At 69.6% G+C, this 16,312-nt stretch carries 15 protein-coding genes and 1 pseudogene; 12 read left to right on the top strand and 4 right to left on the bottom strand.

What is annotated here, in order from left to right; translation table 11 throughout:
* Positions 1-29: 29 nt before the first annotated feature.
* The gene (locus ACIP6U_RS05490; protein WP_401713385.1) at positions 30-428 is read right to left on the bottom strand and encodes a hypothetical protein; all 399 of its coding nucleotides are present in this window, start codon (positions 426-428) and stop codon (positions 30-32) included.
* 195 nt (positions 429-623) lie between these two features.
* Between ACIP6U_RS05490 and ACIP6U_RS05485 the strand changes: the two genes are divergently transcribed.
* Positions 624-2,129 (top strand): ATP-binding protein, encoded by a 1,506-nt coding sequence (locus ACIP6U_RS05485; RefSeq protein WP_401713382.1) that lies wholly within the window; start codon positions 624-626, stop codon positions 2,127-2,129.
* Positions 2,130-2,166: 37 nt separating this feature from the next.
* Here the strand turns inward: ACIP6U_RS05485 and ACIP6U_RS05480 are convergent, their stop codons facing one another.
* On the bottom strand, positions 2,167-4,509 hold the full coding sequence (locus ACIP6U_RS05480; protein WP_401713379.1) for a hypothetical protein: 2,343 nt from the start codon (positions 4,507-4,509) through the stop codon (positions 2,167-2,169).
* 65 nt (positions 4,510-4,574) lie between these two features.
* Here ACIP6U_RS05480 and ACIP6U_RS05475 point away from each other — a divergent pair, with 65 nt between their 5' ends.
* From ACIP6U_RS05475 to ACIP6U_RS05455, 5 genes and pseudogenes are all read left to right on the top strand, one after another.
* Complete coding sequence (locus tag ACIP6U_RS05475) at positions 4,575-5,807, top strand: CHAT domain-containing protein (RefSeq protein WP_401713376.1); 1,233 nt, start codon at positions 4,575-4,577, stop codon at positions 5,805-5,807.
* A 20-nt stretch (positions 5,808-5,827) separates the two neighbouring features.
* Positions 5,828-6,172 carry a hypothetical protein gene (locus tag ACIP6U_RS05470; RefSeq protein WP_401713374.1) on the top strand — a complete coding sequence of 115 codons (345 nt, stop codon included), beginning with the start codon at positions 5,828-5,830 and terminating at the stop codon, positions 6,170-6,172.
* Positions 6,169-6,789: a hypothetical protein gene (locus tag ACIP6U_RS05465; protein ID WP_401713371.1), complete on the top strand. Its 621-nt coding sequence runs from the start codon at positions 6,169-6,171 to the stop codon at positions 6,787-6,789. Before ACIP6U_RS05470 ends, ACIP6U_RS05465 begins: the two co-directional genes overlap by 4 nt.
* Before the next feature lie 236 nt (positions 6,790-7,025).
* Positions 7,026-7,997, top strand: coding sequence for a glycoside hydrolase family 11 protein (locus ACIP6U_RS05460; protein ID WP_401713368.1), 972 nt, complete (start codon positions 7,026-7,028; stop codon positions 7,995-7,997).
* Between the two features lie 34 nt (positions 7,998-8,031).
* A pseudogene (locus ACIP6U_RS05455) lies at positions 8,032-8,739 on the top strand (polysaccharide deacetylase family protein); the annotation flags it as partial.
* 196 nt (positions 8,740-8,935) lie between these two features.
* On the opposite strand, the gene ACIP6U_RS05450 reads toward ACIP6U_RS05455, so the two are convergent.
* Together ACIP6U_RS05450 and ACIP6U_RS05445 are read right to left on the bottom strand one after the other, a co-directional pair.
* Positions 8,936-9,691 (bottom strand): SDR family oxidoreductase, encoded by a 756-nt coding sequence (locus ACIP6U_RS05450; RefSeq protein WP_401713366.1) that lies wholly within the window; start codon positions 9,689-9,691, stop codon positions 8,936-8,938.
* Between the two features lie 15 nt (positions 9,692-9,706).
* The gene (locus ACIP6U_RS05445; RefSeq protein WP_401713363.1) at positions 9,707-11,230 is read right to left on the bottom strand and encodes an FAD-dependent monooxygenase; all 1,524 of its coding nucleotides are present in this window, start codon (positions 11,228-11,230) and stop codon (positions 9,707-9,709) included.
* 144 nt (positions 11,231-11,374) lie between these two features.
* Between ACIP6U_RS05445 and ACIP6U_RS05440 the strand changes: the two genes are divergently transcribed.
* The 6 genes from ACIP6U_RS05440 (at position 11,375) to ACIP6U_RS05415 (ending at position 16,309) form a co-directional block, all read left to right on the top strand.
* The gene (locus ACIP6U_RS05440) at positions 11,375-11,986 is read left to right on the top strand and encodes a TetR/AcrR family transcriptional regulator C-terminal domain-containing protein (protein ID WP_401713360.1); all 612 of its coding nucleotides are present in this window, start codon (positions 11,375-11,377) and stop codon (positions 11,984-11,986) included.
* A 177-nt stretch (positions 11,987-12,163) separates the two neighbouring features.
* Entirely contained in the window at positions 12,164-13,093 is a 930-nt protein-coding gene (locus ACIP6U_RS05435) for an ABC transporter ATP-binding protein (protein ID WP_401713357.1), read from the top strand.
* Complete coding sequence (locus ACIP6U_RS05430; RefSeq protein ID WP_401714397.1) at positions 13,093-13,956, top strand: ABC transporter permease; 864 nt, start codon at positions 13,093-13,095, stop codon at positions 13,954-13,956. Before ACIP6U_RS05435 ends, ACIP6U_RS05430 begins: the two co-directional genes overlap by 1 nt.
* Before the next feature lie 22 nt (positions 13,957-13,978).
* On the top strand, positions 13,979-15,337 hold the full coding sequence (locus ACIP6U_RS05425; protein WP_401713354.1) for a sensor histidine kinase: 1,359 nt from the start codon (positions 13,979-13,981) through the stop codon (positions 15,335-15,337).
* Complete coding sequence (locus tag ACIP6U_RS05420; RefSeq protein ID WP_401713351.1) at positions 15,334-15,519, top strand: hypothetical protein; 186 nt, start codon at positions 15,334-15,336, stop codon at positions 15,517-15,519. The genes ACIP6U_RS05425 and ACIP6U_RS05420 overlap by 4 nt, the downstream gene beginning before the upstream one ends.
* A 121-nt stretch (positions 15,520-15,640) precedes the next feature.
* Positions 15,641-16,309 carry a response regulator gene (locus tag ACIP6U_RS05415; RefSeq protein ID WP_401713348.1) on the top strand — a complete coding sequence of 223 codons (669 nt, stop codon included), beginning with the start codon at positions 15,641-15,643 and terminating at the stop codon, positions 16,307-16,309.
* Positions 16,310-16,312: the final 3 nt, after the last annotated feature.

The raw sequence follows: 16,312 nt of genomic DNA, 5'->3' as shown, positions 1-16,312 counted from the left end.
CCGCACCGGCGACCTCGTAGAAATCCAGATCAAATGGGGCCGGCTCTTCCAGGAGCCGGCCCCATGCTGTTTCTCGTGTTGAACAGCTCGTCAGTCGGAACCCAACTTGGCCTCGACTTGGGCGACCAGGTCGCGGCATTTTGTGGTGTTCTTGAAGAGTGGTGCGAGATAGTTGTTCGAGTAGGTGTTCTCGATTGCCTCAGGTGTTCAAGGGCGATGCCGGTCACTTTGTGGACTCGCTTCATCTCCTTGGTCCAGTCGTAGTTCGCATCGTTGATCTTGTCCACGGCGCGAGCCGCCAGTGCCCTGCTGAGGAAGATGGTGTCGGACTGGGCACTCTGGTTGCCCGTCACATCGCTTAAGTCGATAAGACCGGTGAAGTCCTGCCTGAGTGAATCTTTGACATGGTGAACATGCAGTGTCCGCATGGCGGTCCCGCCCCTCATCCCCTGAATCAAGAGATTCAGGGTAGCCCTTGGGGCGGGCCTGGCCTCGGCCTTCTCGGCGCTGAGCAGTGAGGCTGCCACTGCTCGGGGCCGAGCGCGGAGGTGAGCCCCAGCACGACATGAAGTGTCGAAGTAGACTTAGACGAAATCTGTCGAAGTCGAGTTGCGGGAGCGTGGGTGGAGAAGAGCCTGCTGGTCAAGCCGGACGACGTGGTCGATCGGGACCGGGAGTGGGATCTGCTCGCGGAGTTCCTCACCGATCCGGACCCGGCGATGCGGCTCGGCATCGTGTCCGGGCGGCGGCGGCACGGGAAGTCGTACCTTCTGCAGGCTCTGTCCGAGCAGGTCGGCGGCCTGTATGTGACAGCGGTCCGGGAGGAGGGGCGGCTGCCCGCGATCCAGCGGTTCAGTGACGCGGTCGCCGCCCACGCCGGTCTGCGGGCGGGTAGCCTGCGCCTGACCGACTGGCGTGACGTTCTGTCCAACGCCCTTGAGGTGACCGCCCGTTCCTCGCACCCGCTCCTGGTGATCGACGAGCTGCCGTACCTGCTCCAGCACTCGCCTGAAATCCCGGGGCTGTTGCAACAGCTCTACGACGAACGTCAGCGGGGTGCCCCGCCCGGTGCCGGGCCGGGGCCACGCCTGATCCTGTGCGGCTCCGCGATGAGCGTCATGCACGAACTGCTTTCGGGAACCAAGCCCCTGCGCGGACGTGCCGTGGTCGATCTACGGCTGGGCCCCTTCGACTACCGCGACAGCCGGACGTTCTGGCAGATCACCGACCCGCTGACCGCACTGAAGGTGCACGCGGTCCTGGGCGGGGCCCCCGGCTACCGGCCGGTGGCCGCCCGGCCGCATCCGGACGACGGTTTCGACACCTGGCTCAGCCGGACGCTGCTCGATCCTGGGCGGGCGGTGTACTCGCGTACCGAGACCGAGTACCTGCTGCGCGAGGATCCGAGGATCACGCAGCACACCCTGTACTACGACATCCTCACCGCGATCGCGCAGGGCGCCACCACCCCCAGCAAGATCGGTGCCGCCCTGGAGCGCCCGCGCAACGCCGTCGCTCACCCGCTCGGAGTGCTGGAATCCACCGGCTACATCCAGCGGGAACAGGACATCCTCCGCTCCCGGCACCCCGTCATCACGCTCGCCGACCCCGTCATCCGTTTCAACCAGCTCATCACCCTCCCGCAGGCCGCCGCCGTGGAGCAGGGCTTCGCCGAGCAGGTGTGGCAACAGGCCGCTCCCACCTTCAACTCCAAGATCCTCGGACCGCACTTCGAGGACCTGGCCCGCGACTTCACCCGTCGCTACGCCCACACTCTGTTGCCCGACGGACTGCCCGGCCCGGTCGGTACCACCGAGGTCGCCGATCAGGCCGCCAGGACGAAGCACGAGGTCGACGTCATCGCCCTGGCCGCCGGCGAGCGTCCACAGGCTCCCCGCGCGCGGATCGCGCTGCTGGGCGAGGCCAAGGCGACCGCCGCCCGTCGTGGGACCGGTGACCTGGAGCGCCTGGAACGTGTCCGTGCCCTGCTCGCGGATCAGGGGTACGACACCGGCGCCACCGTTCTGGCCCTGTACTCCCTGCATGGCTTCTACCCCGACCTCGTCGGCCTGGCCGCCCGCCGTGACGATGTCCTCCTCGTCGATCTGCCCACTCTTTACGGCAGTTGACACCAGGAGCGACCGGCCCTGGGACCGGGCAAAGCGATCACAGGCCGGGATCGCGGCTTTCGGCCAGCAGGTTGCGCAGGTTCTCGATACGCCGGGCCAGATCGGGATGTGCGGCGGCCAGCCTGACCATCTCGTCGTCTCCGCGCAGGGACTGTGCCAGGAGGATGCCACGCCCCTTTTCGAGAACCCCGACGGCGTCCTCGGGACGGCCGACCTCCAGGCAGGCCGCGACGGCGTCCGTGGCGAGGCCGCTGAAGTCCGCCAGGCTTCGTTCCTGGTCGACACGGGAGACCCTGGGCCCGAGGTGATCCGCGAGAAGTTCGACTGCCCCGGTGAGAGCCTGCGCTGTCTCAGTCCAGTTGCCGGCTTGCGCGGCGACCTTGCCCCACAGGCGTCGGTAGGCGACCAGGTCGGCGGTCCGGGGCGGAGCGGACCGGGAGGCATCGCGGAACAGGTCACGGGCACGTAGGTCGAGGCCGGGGTCGCCCACCGCTTCGCCGAGCCGCTGGAACGCCTGGGCCAGATGAATGCAGAGCACGCCGTAGGCCGGATCCGCGGCGTTCGCCGAGTCGGCGCAGGGGACCAGCACGGTGACGGCCTCTTCCACCAGCCGGAGATCGTCGTCATGGGTACCGAGCATGAGGAGCTGGCCGCCCAGATTCGAGAGGTGGCCCAGGCGGTCCGGATGGTCCTGAGGAGTGGCGTCCACTGCCGCGCGGGCCAAGCGAAGTCCGTCTGCCAGCCACGTGCGTTCGCGCGTCACCCTCCACATCAGCCCATGTGCCGCACTGTGGTTGTGCAGATACATCGGTAGCCCGGGATCGTCGGCCGGCGCCTCCGCGACCGCCCTCCTCCCCAGCGCGAGCGCCCGTTCGATCTCCTTCCGGTCCCTGCTGAGGGTCCCGGCACGCAGCATCATCGATCCCAGGTTGTTCAGATACATCGCCTTCTCGCCCGAACCTTCGGGGGCTCGCTCGACGGCCAAGGAGAGAAGCGCGACGGCGTGTTCGATCGCGACGCTGTCGCCGCTGCTCTCCCACCGCGCGCGCATCGCGCGGGCCAGCCGGTTGAGGGACTTGGAATCGCCCAGTTCCATGCCGGAGAGATGTGACCCCAAAGCGCTGATGATCTCGTCGACGTCGGAGAGGTCCCGCTTGTGGTCCCAGCGCGCCCAGAGAACATCGCCCAGACGCCGGGCCCGCTCCTCGGCGGGTACGCCCCGCTCGGAGTCGCCGACCTGTTTCACGAGATCGATCACGGTGTCGAGCAGTGCCGGATCCTCGAACTGGATCCAGGCCAGGTACCAGCTGTTGGCGAGCATCGCGAGCGTGGACGGACGGATGCCCGGTCCGATGTCGCTCATCTCCCGCAGGACGGCGATCACTTGTTCCTTGTCCGCGCTGCCCCGCTCGGCCATGAGCGCGTGCGCCAGGAAGCCCATACGCGTGACGCGGAACGGATCGTCGGCGTCCGTGATCCTCATGGACTCGAGGAGCACGGACACGGCCTCGGCATGGTCCGCGGAACTCTCCGACACGAGCCAGCGGTTGAGGTGCGCCCGCCCGAGGTTCTCGGTGAACCCCGCCTTGCCGTCCATCCCGTCGGGCATGGCCGTGACCGCTTCCCGCAGGATGGCGATCGCCCGATCGAAGGTGGCAAGGTCACCCGTGCGTGTGGCCTCCTCCGTCAGCGTTCCGCCGATCGTCGCCTTCCGGATCGCGGCATGCTCGTCGTCCCCGTCGCCATCCTCCTCTTTGAGGAGCGCGTCGAGGACCTCGACGATCTCTTCGTCGGGCTCCGCGCTCCCTTCCCCGCGTGCCCAACTCAGCGCGCCCAGATAGTTGTTGAGGATGTCCTTGCGGTAGGGGTGGCCAGGAGGGCATGCGGCGACCGCACGTCTGAGGAGTTTCAGGGCCACCGGCACCACCGACTCGTCCTCGGTCGCTCTGGAGTACGCCAGCACGGTGGACGCGGCGTTGCTGAGATCGGCGGGATCGTCGCCCATCTCGGGCTCGCGTCCTTCGAGCGCGGTGAGGATCCACCGGACCTGAGTCGGTTGCTGCACATCGGGAACCATCGCGAGGATCTTGTACAGACCCACGGCGCCGACCAACTCGTTCGTCGGGTCATAGGGCGTTGCCGAGTGGCGGGCGAGATACAACTTCGCGGCGGCTTCCAACGCGGCGACGAGGTGAGGCAGGGAGCCGCCCAGCCGTTCCCCCAGATTCGACACCAGGATCCGGCCGAGAGCTGCCTGCACTTTCTCCGTGTGCAGGTGGGCGTAGTCCTGATGGACGGCCGCTTGGTGGATCGCCTCACGCAACACCGTGACGGATTCCATGACTTGGGCGCGTAAGGCCTCTTGGTCGTTCTCGCTCATGCACCCCGTCCGTTCCGGCTAGCCTTGTCCCAGTGTCCAGGCGTTCATTCGACCCCGTGGGGAATATGGAGCTTTCGCTCCAACTTGAGGCGACGTTGGCCGAGGTGCGCGCCCTGCCCGGGTTCGAGGGCTTCCTCTCGCACCCGGAGCCCGAGGCTCTCTTCGGAGTCGCGGATCGCGGCCCCGTGGTCGTGGTCAACGTCAGTGGCTGGCGCTGTGACGCGCTTCTGCTCCGCCCGGAGGGTGTGACCGTCCAGGAACTCCCGACGCTGACCGCGGCGGACGTCGCCGATCGGGTCCGTGAGTATTTGGAGACGCTCGGTCGGCTCGCCGAGTCGGCACACCGCCTCCAACAGGCAAGGCTCCGGTTCGAGGCGGGCGAGCGGTCCTTCGACGCGAGCAGAGAGGTCAGCGAGGCCCGCCGGGCCTACTACCGGGTGCTGGGTGAGATCGAGAGCATGCTCACGGCCCTGACCGAGTGGATGTGGGACGCCATCGCCGGACCAGTGCTGTCGGCCCTCGGCCATGGCGCTCGGGCGGAGGGAGACACAGAACTGCCTCGCCTCTGGTGGTGTCCGACAGGGCTTCTCGCGCTGCTGCCGCTGCACGCCGCGGGCCGAGACGGAGACGGCGTTCTCGACCGGGTTGTCCCTTCTACGACCCCCACGCTTCGTGCCCTGGTCGAGGCACGCAAGGAATCGACCGACGAGTCCGGCTCCCGTCTGTTGCTCGTCACGGCGAGTGATGTCCCGGACGTCGCGTCGTTGCCGAACGTGCACCGTGAACGGGCCTTTCTCACCGACCTGTTCGCCGGACAGAGCACTCTTCTCGATGCCGAGGACGCCGTAGTGGAGCGGGTCCGGGCCGAACTGCCCCGGCACCGATGGGTTCATTTCAGCTGCCACGGAGCCCAGGACCTGTTGCAGCCCTCCCAGGGCGGACTGCTGCTGTCAGACGGACGTCTGACCATCGGTGACATCAGCACCGGGTACTTCCGGGGCGATTTCGCGTACCTCTCCGCGTGCCAGACCGCGACCGGGGGACTGGTCCTGCCCGACGAGGCCATCACACTGACCGCCGCGCTGCACTACGCCGGCTACCGCCATGTCATCGGGACGCTCTGGTCGGTCTATGACGAGGTCGCCGCCGAGGTGACCGAGGCGGTGTACGCCGACCTGACCAGCACGGGAGTCTTCGATCCCGCACGGTCGGCACGTGCCCTCCATCGTGCGACCACCGAACTGCGCGGCCGACGAGCGTTGAGTGCGTGGGTGCCGTTCATCCACACCGGACCGTGACCCAGGGCCAGGAGGTCCCCATGCCAGAAGCCGCCGCCGAGAAGGTCTACCAGGAGATCACCGCCCCGGAGTACGGACCTCTCGTGGCGACCACCTTCGTCCTCCAGGAGGCGGGCCGGGCCGGCAGTCTGCTCAGTGGCCCCTGCCCGCGCTGCGGCCATCGCTGTGACGTACCCGTCGTCGACAACGTCTTCAAAGGCCTGCCGGGTATGCCGGGACTGCCCTGGGGGAACAGGCGTCGGCCCGCCGAGGACCGTATCGAACCGATGGTCTGCGAGTGCGGCGGGGAACACCCCGGCCGGCCGACGGGACGGACCGGATGCGGAGCCTATTGGACGTTGGTCATCAAGAACGGATCCAGGTGACCGGACGCCTCGCTGCGGGGCCGCCGGCCACCGCCGCCGACCTCTACCGCGCGCAGGAGCGCCGCCAACTGCTCGCCACCGAACTGCAAAGGGTGCGGGAGACCGCTGCCGCCTGGCGCAACGGTCTGGGCGGCCTGCTGGTGGGCCTCGTCGGCTTCAGCCTCATCAAGGGGCGGTCGGACGTGGGCCAACTCGCCGGCGACTGGGCGATCGCCGTCGGCTGCGTCCTTCTCCTCGCCCTCGCCACGGGTGGCCTGGGCGCGTTCCGGTTGATCCGTGCCGCGCACGGGCGCCCGGCTCTTACTGAAGTCCGTGATCTGGCACCAGGACCGCTCGCCGAGCACACGGAGGCCCTGGACTCGATCCGGTCTCTCGCCTCGGGGGTCCGCCTTGCCGCCACCTGCGCCCTGCTGTTGGTGGCGGCTGTGGGCATGACCTGGTACGGACCGGAGAAGGAGTCCCCTTCCCTGGAGATCACGACGCCTTCGGGCCTGATCTGCGGCACTACGGTCCGCGTTGCCGCCGGACGGCTCGTCCTGAAGACCTCGGGAGGCGAGGTCACCGTCGATCTCACCAAGGTGACGACTCTGAAAGCCGTGACTGCTTGTCCTCCCTGAGGAGCGACGGCCCCTGCTCAGGCCGCTCGGAAAGCTCCGAAACATTCGATCGCAACATTCGATGTGTAGATCTTGAAGCTTTGTGCGCCGCGCAGTGAGCCATGTCATGGATCGCTTGCGAACCCCGTTGATCTGCGGCTATCTATCAGTGCGCAGTGCTATTCAGGTGTCGAATATTTCGCTCGCGACACCGAAACTATTGACAGCTGTCAGGGTCAGTTCAAAACTGACGCCGCATGGACAACACACCCGCACGTACGACGAACTTCAGGCTGTTGGCCGGCGGTGCCTGTGCCCTGCTGCTGGCTCTTCTCGCGGCGATGACCCTGCCCGGCACCGCGAGTGCCGACACGGTTGTCACCACGAACCAGACCGGTACCGACAACGGCTACTACTACTCGTTCTGGACCGACTCCCAGGGGACGGTCTCCATGAACCTCGGAGCCGGTGGCAACTACAGCACCTCATGGAGCAACACCGGCAACTTCGTGGCCGGCAAGGGCTGGAGTACCGGCGGGCGCCGGAGCGTGACGTACTCGGGGACCTTCAATCCGTCCGGCAACGGCTATCTGGCGCTGTACGGATGGACGTCGAACCCGCTCGTCGAGTACTACATCGTCGACAACTGGGGCACCTACCGGCCCACGGGAACGTACAAGGGCACCGTCACCAGTGACGGCGGGACGTACGACATCTACAAGACGACGCGGTACAACGCCCCCTCCGTGGAAGGCACGAAGACCTTCGACCAGTACTGGAGCGTCCGGCAGTCGAAGCGGACCGGCGGGACCATCACCACCGGCAACCACTTCGACGCCTGGGCCCGGGCCGGGATGCCTCTGGGCAGCTTCAGCTACTACATGATCCTCGCCACCGAGGGTTATCAGAGCAGCGGGAACTCCAACATCACCGTGGGCGGCACCAGTTCGGGCGGCGGTAGTAGTGGTTGTGCCGCCACCTTGTCCGCCGGCACGCAGTGGAGCGATCGGTACAACCTCAACGTCTCGGTCTCCGGGGCCAGTAACTGGACCGTGACCATGAACGTGCCCGCCCCGGCCAAAGTCCTCTCCACCTGGAACATCGCCGCCACCTATCCGAGCAGCCAGGTGCTGACCGCCAAACCCAATGGCAGCGGCAACAGTTGGGGCGCCACCATCCAGCCGAACGGCAACTGGACCTGGCCCAGCGTCTCCTGCACGGCGACCTGACCCCTCAACTACCGAGGCTGGAGGACCACTTCGGATGAGAGACGCATCGCACCTCTCGTTACGTTCACGCTCCCTGGTCGCCGGGCTGGTGGCCGTCGTCGCCCTGACCGCCGCGGGTACCCGTACCGTCGGCGCGGCCACCCCGGCGCGGGCCGCCGCCTGCAACGGGTACGTCGGGCTCACCTTCGACGACGGACCGTCCGGCAACACCCCCACCCTGCTCAACGCGCTGAAGCAGAACGGCCTTCGGGCCACGATGTTCAACGAGGGCCGGTACGCCGCCACTTACCCCTCGCAGGTCAAGGCGCAGGTTGACGCCGGAATGTGGGTCGGCAACCACAGTTACAGCCACCCGCACCTGACGCAGCAGAGCCAGGCGACGGTCGACTCGGAGATCTCCCGGACCCAGCAGGCCATCGCGAGCGCGGGCGGCGGCGCACCCAGGCTGTTCCGGCCGCCCTACGGCGAGACCAACGCCACGGTGAAGGCCGTCGAGGCCAAGTACGGCCTGACGGAGATCATTTGGAACGTCGACTCGCAGGACTGGAACGGCGCGAGCACCGACGCGATCGTCCAGGCGGCCGGTCGGCTCACCAACGGCCAGGTGATCCTCATGCACGACTGGCCGGCCAACACGGTCGCGGCGATCCCGCGTATCGCCCAGGGCCTGGCCGCCCGCAATCTCTGCGCCGGGGCGATCTCCCCGCAGACAGGCCGCGCCGTCGCCCCCGCCGGCAGCGGCAGCAGCTGAGGCGTCACCATCCAGTCGAACGGCAACTGGACCTGGCCCACGGGCTCCTGCTCCGCGAGCTGATGTGCGGCGTGTGGATGAGTGGCGTGATCCGACCGGCAAAGGGTGCGGGATCTCCGTGACATCCCGCACCCTTTGCCCGTCCACGCCGCCCTCAATGCCACCCCATCAACACCCCCGCCCCGCCTCAGAACCCCCGCCGCGCCCCACCATCCACCGAGAACATCACCCCGCTCACATACGAAGCCGCGGGTGACAGTACGAACGCGCCCGCCCGGCCGAACTCATCCGGTGCCCCATATCGGCGTAGCGGGATCGCGGCCTCGTTGGCGGCCCGCCTGGCCTCCGGATCGGGCGCCAAGCCGTCCAGCTCGCGCATGCGGTCCGTGCCGATGCGCCCCGGCAGCAGGCCGAAGACGCGGATTCCGCGCGGCCCCAGTTCGTCCGCCAGGGACTTGGCGAAGCCGGCCAGGCCGGGGCGCAGTCCGTTGGAGATGGCCATCCCGGGGGCCGGTTCGTGGGCCGTGCCGGACAGGACGAGGCCGATGGAGCCGCCCTCCGGCAGTTCCGCCGCGGCCGCCCTCGCCAGCCGTACCGCGCCCAGGAACACCGACTCGAAGGCCGCCCGCCACTGTTCGTCGGTGGTGTCGGCCACGGTGCCCGCGGGTGGGCCGCCGACGCTGATCAGGATGCCGTCGAAGGCGCCGAACAACTCCCGTGCGGTGGCGATCAGTCGGTGGGGTGCCTGCGGGTCGGCGTTGTCCACGGCGACTCCCGCCGCGTTCGGGCCCAGCTCGGCCGCCGCCTCGACGGCGCGCTTCTCGTCGCGGCCGGTGACGACCACCTTCGCGCCGTCGGCGACCAGTTCACGGGCGACGGCGTAACCCAGCCCGCGGGTCGCGCCGGTGAGGACGTACACCCTGTCCTTCAGTCCGAGATCCATGAGTCCGGTTCCTCTCTAGCGGCCCGGAGCCGTGGCGACGACGGCGTCCACCTGCGCCGCCAGCTTGGTGTCGTCCTCCTCCGTCCAGGCCCAGGTGACGTGGCCGTCGGGGCGGATGAGGGCGGCGCGTACGTCCTTCCAGGCGTCCCGCGTCCGATCGGGCGCCCCGCCGTGGACGGTGATGCGGTCCTGGGCGCGGCCGGTGAGCGCGTCCGCGGCCGTGAGGTCGAGCAGGACGTACGAGTCCGCCCGCAGCGCGCCGAAGAGGGTGCTGTCCGTGCCAGGGAGGGCGAAGTCGGGGGCGCGGGTGCCGGTCACCGGGTGGGCCGCGGGGTCGGAGCTCGGGTAGGCGACGTCCAGCGCGGTGAGGCGGCCGGCCAGTACGTCGCTGAACTCCCTTGATTCCGGGACCATTCGGCTCAGCAGGTCGCGCAGGGCGAGGCCCTCGGGCGTGAACGCGTGGAACAGATAGGTCTGCGCGCGGCTGTGCTCCATCAACTGCTCGCCGACCGGGTGGCGGTCGGTGTGGTAGCTGTCCAGCAACCCCTCCGAGGCCCAGCCGTCGATCGTCGCGGCCAGCTTCCAGCCGAGGTTGAAGGCGTCCTGGAAACCGACGTTCATGCCGACACCGCCGGTGGGGTAGTGCTGGTGCGCGGCGTCGCCCGCGAGGACGACGCGTCCGCGCCGGTACTCGGTGGCCAGGCGCGTGGCGTTGCCGTAGCGCGAGAGCCAGGACGGGTCGCGCATGCCGAAGTCGTCGCCGGCGATGTCGACGACCTTCCGCCGCAGTTCGTCCATGGTGAGGTCGCCGGGCCACTCGGTGGTCTCGCTGTCGGGGCTGGTGCCGGCGATGCGCCACCGGTTGTCGGGCAGCGGCACGATCATCAGGCCGCCGCGTTCGGTGAAGCGGTTGAAGCCGGGCGCCGGCGGGTGGTCGAAGAGGACGTCACCGAGCCAGCCGAGGTAGCGGGAGTCCGTGCCGGGGAACTCGATGCCGGCCGCCTCGCGCACGGTGCTCCGGGTGCCGTCGCAGCCGGCGACGTACTCCGCCTGGATCTCGTACGGCCCCTGCGGTCCCGCCACTTGGACGGTCACCGCGTCCGCGTGCTCGGTGAGGCCGGTGACGCGATGCCCGCGCCGGACGGTGGCGCCGAGCCCGAGGGCGTACTCCTCGAAGAGCGCCTCGGTGCGGGCCTGGGGGATGAAGAGGGTGTACGGGAACGGGGTGTCCATGACGGAGAAGTCGAGCCGGTTGGACAGGTTGGCGAAGTGGCCCGTGGAGATCTTCAGGCTCTCGTCGAGGAAGCGCCGGTGGATGCCGCGGGAGGCCAGCACCTCGACGCCGCGCGGGTGCACGGTGAGCGCCTTGGAGCGGTCGTCGATCTCGGTGCGGGTCTCCAGGACGGTGACGGAGATGTCGTTCAGCCGCAGTTCGGCGGCGAGCCAGAGCCCGACGGGGCCGCCTCCGGCGATGACCACCTGCGTCGTTTCCGTCCGCCGTGCGGACGCCTGCCGCACGGATGCCTGCTGTGTTGCCACGTGACCACCTTCTTCTGCCGCTGAGTCGCCTGATCGGGCAAGGGTCTTGGTCACTGACCAAGAACTCTCGCCGTGCAGTAAACTAGGTCGGTGACAGGTCTTGGTCACTGACCAAGAACTCTCGCCGTGCAGTAAACTAGGTCGGTGACCAAGACGCAACAGAGCGACCGGCTGGATCCGGCCACCGTGATCCGCGCGGGACTGGACCTGCTGGACGACAAGGGGCTGGACGCGGTGTCCACGCGCGCGGTCGCCGACTGGCTCGGCGTGCGGATCAACACCGTGCAGTGGCATGTGAAGACCAAGGCCCGGATGCTGGACCTGATGGCGGACGCCGTACTCGGCGAGATCCCGCTGACCGACCTGCCGGCCGCCCCCGCCGAACGGGCCCGCGAACTCGCCCGCCGCTTCCGCCGCGCCCTGCTCTCCCATCGCGACGGCGCGGCCCTGGTGGTCGGCACCTACCCCGCCGAACCGGGCACCCTGTCCTTCGCGGAGGCCCTGGTGGAGGCGCTGCTGAAGTGCGGTCTGGGGGACCGGGAAGCCGCGTGGACCTCGTGGGCGGTCATCTACTTCGCCCTGGGCCTCACCCAGGAGGAGCAGGCGGTCGACCACCGCCCCCTGGGCGACATCCTGGCCCGCGCGATCTCCGAGACGACCCACCCCTCCCTGCACCGCGTGGCCGGACATCTCGCGCCGGCGTCCTTCGACGAGCGCTTCGAGGTCGGGGTGGCCGCGCTGCTCGCGGGGACGTGAGGGACGGGGCCGCCCACCTGAAGGAGGAGCCGGGCCGACCTCGTGGTGGTACCGCGGTACCACTCGCCCGCCGAAGAGTCCCCCTGGGGCCCACGGGCCGCGCCGGTCGCGCCCCTAGCGTCGAACTCGGACACCGCGGCGTATCCGCGGCCGGGTTCAGGCAGGGAAGGCGCCCCCATGATCGAGGTACGGCAGTTGACGAAGCGGTACGGGGACAAGACGGTCGTCGACAATCTGAGCTTCACCGCCAAGGCCGGCGAGGTGACCGGCTTCCTCGGGCCCAACGGCGCGGGCAAGTCCACCACCATGCGCATGGTCGTAGGACTGGACTCGCCCACCGACGGCTCGGTCACCGTCAACGGCCGGTCCTACGCCCGCCATTCGGCGCCCCTGCACGAGGTCGGCGCGCTGTTGGAGGCCAAGTCGGTGCACCCGGGGCGCACCGCGTTCAACCACCTGATGGCCCTCGCCTACACCCACGGCATCTCCCGCGCCCGGGTGGACGAGGTCATCGAACTCGCCGGACTGACCAGCGTGGCCGGAAAGCGGGTGGGCGCCTTCTCGCTCGGCATGGGACAGCGGCTCGGCATCGCCGCGGCGCTGCTCGGCGACCCGTCGATCGTCATGCTCGACGAACCGGTCAACGGACTCGACCCCGAGGGCGTGCTGTGGGTGCGCAACCTGCTGCGTCAACTGGCCGACGAGGGACGGGCCGTGATGCTCTCCTCGCACCTGATGAGCGAGACCGCGCAGATCGCCGACCACCTGGTGATCATCGGCCGCGGCCGGCTGCTCGCCGACACCACGGTCGACGACTTCACCCGGGACGCCGGCAGCGGAGCGGTGAAGGTCGCCACCGCCGACACCGCCAAGCTGCGCTCCCTGCTGATCGGTCCCGACATCACGATCACCTCGTCCTCCGCCGAGGAACTCATGGTCCGCGGACGCGACGCCCGGGAGATCGGCGCCATCGCGGCCGCCCACGGGGTCGCGCTGTACGAACTCACCCCGCAGGCCGCCTCCTTGGAATCGGCGTTCATGGACCTCACCCGCGACTCCGTCGAGTACCAGAGTGCTCCGGCCGGCGCCGCACGAAAGGCTGCATGATGACCGTCACCGACCTTTCCGCGAATCCGAATCCGGCTTCGACCCCGGCGCCGCCCCGCACGACCGTGCGCAAGGTGACCGGAGCGCGCGTCCTGCGCTCGGAGTGGGCCAAGTTCTGGTCCCTGCGCTCCACTTGGATCACCCTCGGCGTCGCCGTCTTCCTGCTCGTCCTTTTCGGGACGATCGCCGCCCACACCTACAGCCCCGACGCCGTCGGGGGCGGCGGACGGCCCGGCCCCGGGGGCGACAGCGGCGACAGCGACGCCGTGAGCCTGGCCCTGACCGGCGTGACCTTCGCCTCCCTCGCCATGGGAGTGCTCGGCGTCCTGCTCTCGGCCGGCGAGTACACCACCGGCATGATCCGCTCCACGCTCACCGCGGTCCCGCGCCGGCTGCCGGTCCTGTGGACCAAGGCCGCCGTGATCGGGCCGGTCGCCCTGGTGCTCACCGCCGTCGGGGTCCTGGCCGCCTTCGAGTTCGGCGCGCCGGGTCTGGACGGCACGGACATCGCCCTGTCCCTGGGCGACGACGGCGTGCTGCGCAGCCTGGCCGGCGCCGGGCTCTACCTCGCCCTGGTCGCCGTGTTCGGGGTGGCCCTCGGCATGCTGATCCGCTCCTCCGCCGGGGCCATCGCGGCCCTGGTCGGCATCCTGCTGATCCTGCCGGGACTCGCCTCCCTGCTGCCCGACTCGTGGAACGACACCCTCAGCCCGTACTTCCCCAGCAACGCGGGCCAGGCCGTCTACGCCCTGCACCAGTCGTCCGGCTCCCTCTCCCCGGGAGCGGGGCTCGCGGTCTTCGCCGGCTGGGTGGCCCTGGCACTCGTCGGGGCGGCCGGCCGGCTCATCAGCACGGATGCGTGATCGGTACCGGACAATGGTGGTCATGAGTCCGCACCGCGCGGCAGCCGCCCCGGACCTCGGCCCGGGGACGGCCCGCCCGCCGCTCCCCGGGTCCGACAGCGTGTGGACGCACTCGCTGCTGGCCCGGCTGCTGGGCGACCGGGGGTACCGGCCGTGGCTGGGCGCTCGGCACCCGTGGCTGGTCGACACGGCCCTGGCCCTGCTCATCGTGTTCATCACGCTGCCCGTCCTGATCCGCGGCGGAACCGAGCGGTCGCCCTTCGACGACGACCCCCGCGTCCGGTTCCCGGTCGTCGTCCTGTGCTTCTTCGTCGCCGCGCACGTCGCTCCGCTGTTCTGGCGGCGCAGGGCCCCGACGATCACGTTCTTCGTGATCGCGCTCGTGTCGCTCTTCCAGTGGTCGCTGGAGGTGTGGCTGCCCACCGGTCTTGCCGGGCTCGTCGCCCTGTACACGCTGGCCCGCCACGGTTCCCTGCGGATGCTGGGCTGGGCGGTCGCGCTGACCGCGAGCGAGCTGCTGCTGGCCACCTTCGTGCTGGTCCCCGGCAAGGGCGACCACCCGGTGCTCAGCAGCTTCCTGCTGCTGGGCACGGTGACGGCGTCCGTCGCCGTCGGGCTGGCCCTGCGCGTCCAGCGGATGTACATGGCGGCGCTGGAGGACCGGGCCAGACGGCTCGAGATCGAGCAGGAGCAGCGCGTCCGGCTCACCGCCGCCGCCGAACGCTCCCGGGTCGCCCGCGAGATGCACGACATCGTCGGCCACAACCTCTCCGTCATGGTCAGCGTCGCCGACGGCGCCGCGACCCTCGCCGCCAACCGGGGCGAGCGGTCCGCCGAGGCACTGCGCGTCCTCGGCGACACCGGCCGCCAGGCCATGAACGAACTGCGCCGGGTGCTCGGCGTGCTGCGCGAGGGCCAGCCGGACGAACGCCTGCTCGGTCCGCAGCCCGGGATCGACGACCTGGACCCCCTCGTCGCACGCGTGCGCGCGGCCGGCCTGTCGGTCACCTACCGGACCGTGGGCGACCTCGAGGCGCTGGGCAGCGGCGTGCAGCTCACCGTGTACCGCGTCGTCCAGGAGTCCCTCACCAACACCCTCAAGCACGCGGGCACGGGCGCGAGTGCCGAGGTCACCGTCGCGGTCGAGGCGGGACAGGCCCGGATCAGGGTCGCCGACACCGGCGTACCACCGGGCGCGCTTCCGCGCGCGAAGCAGGCCGGCCCCGAGGGCGACCCGGCCAACCCCGGTCACGGCCTCGTCGGCATCCGCCAACGGGCCGCCATGTACGGCGGCACCGTCGTCGTCGGCCCGGCCGACACCGGCCACGGCTGGACCGTGGACGTCGTACTCGACGTACCACCAGGAGACCATCAGCCATGACCACCGTGCTCATTGCCGCCGATCAGCCGCTGTGGCGCGGGGGAGCCGCTGCTATGACCACCGTGCATATCGCCGCCGATCAGCCGCTGTGGCGCAGTCGTGCTCGCGGTCCGGGTGGCGTCGGCCGAGGTTGGATCGCGGGTGTCGTGTTCGACGTATCGCCGGGAGGGCCGCTGCTATGACCACCGTGCGTATCGCCGCCGATCAGCCGCTGCGGCGCAGTCGTGCTCGCCGTCCGGGTGGCGCCGGCCGAGGTTGGATCGCGAGCGTCGTGTTCGACGTACTGCCGGGAGACCCGCTGTCATGACCACCGTGCTCGTCGCCGACGACCAGCCGTTGCAGCGCATGGGCGTTCGGATGCTCATCGAGGGGACTCCGGGACTGACCGCGGTCGGGGAGGCCGAGCACGGTGCCGAGGCTGTCCGGATGGCCGCCGAACTCCGGCCCGACGTCGTCCTCATGGACATCCGCATGCCCGGCATGGACGGACTGGAGGCCACCCGCCGGATCGTCGCGGCCGGCGGCCGTACCCGCATCCTCATCGTGACCACCTTCGACCTCGACGAGTACGCCTACGAGGGCCTGCGGGCCGGAGCCAGCGGCTTCCTGCTCAAGGACGCGCGCCCCGAGGAACTCGTCGCCGGCATCCGCGCGGTCGCCACCGGCGACGCCGTCGTGGCCCCCCGCCTGACCCGCCGCCTCCTGGACGCCTACGCCCACCAGGTCCTCGCCCCCGCCGACCCGCCCGCTCAGGACCACCCCGTGCTGCGCGCCCTCAGCGACCGCGAGCGCGAGGTCCTCGTCGCCGTCGCCCAGGGCTGGACCAACACGGAGATCGCCGACCACCTCGTCCTGACGGAGTCCACGGTCAAGAAACACGTCGGCCGCGTCCTCGCCAAGATCGGCGCCCGCGACCGCATCCAGGCGGTGATCATGGCGTACGACGCCGGGCTGGTGCGGGCCAAGCCGTAGCCG

Source organism: Streptomyces sp. NPDC088794, assembly GCF_044750545.1.
GTDB lineage: Bacteria > Actinomycetota > Actinomycetes > Streptomycetales > Streptomycetaceae > Streptomyces.
The sequence above is the reverse complement of the archived record's forward strand: the minus strand, read 5'-3'. Positions and strand labels throughout refer to the sequence as shown.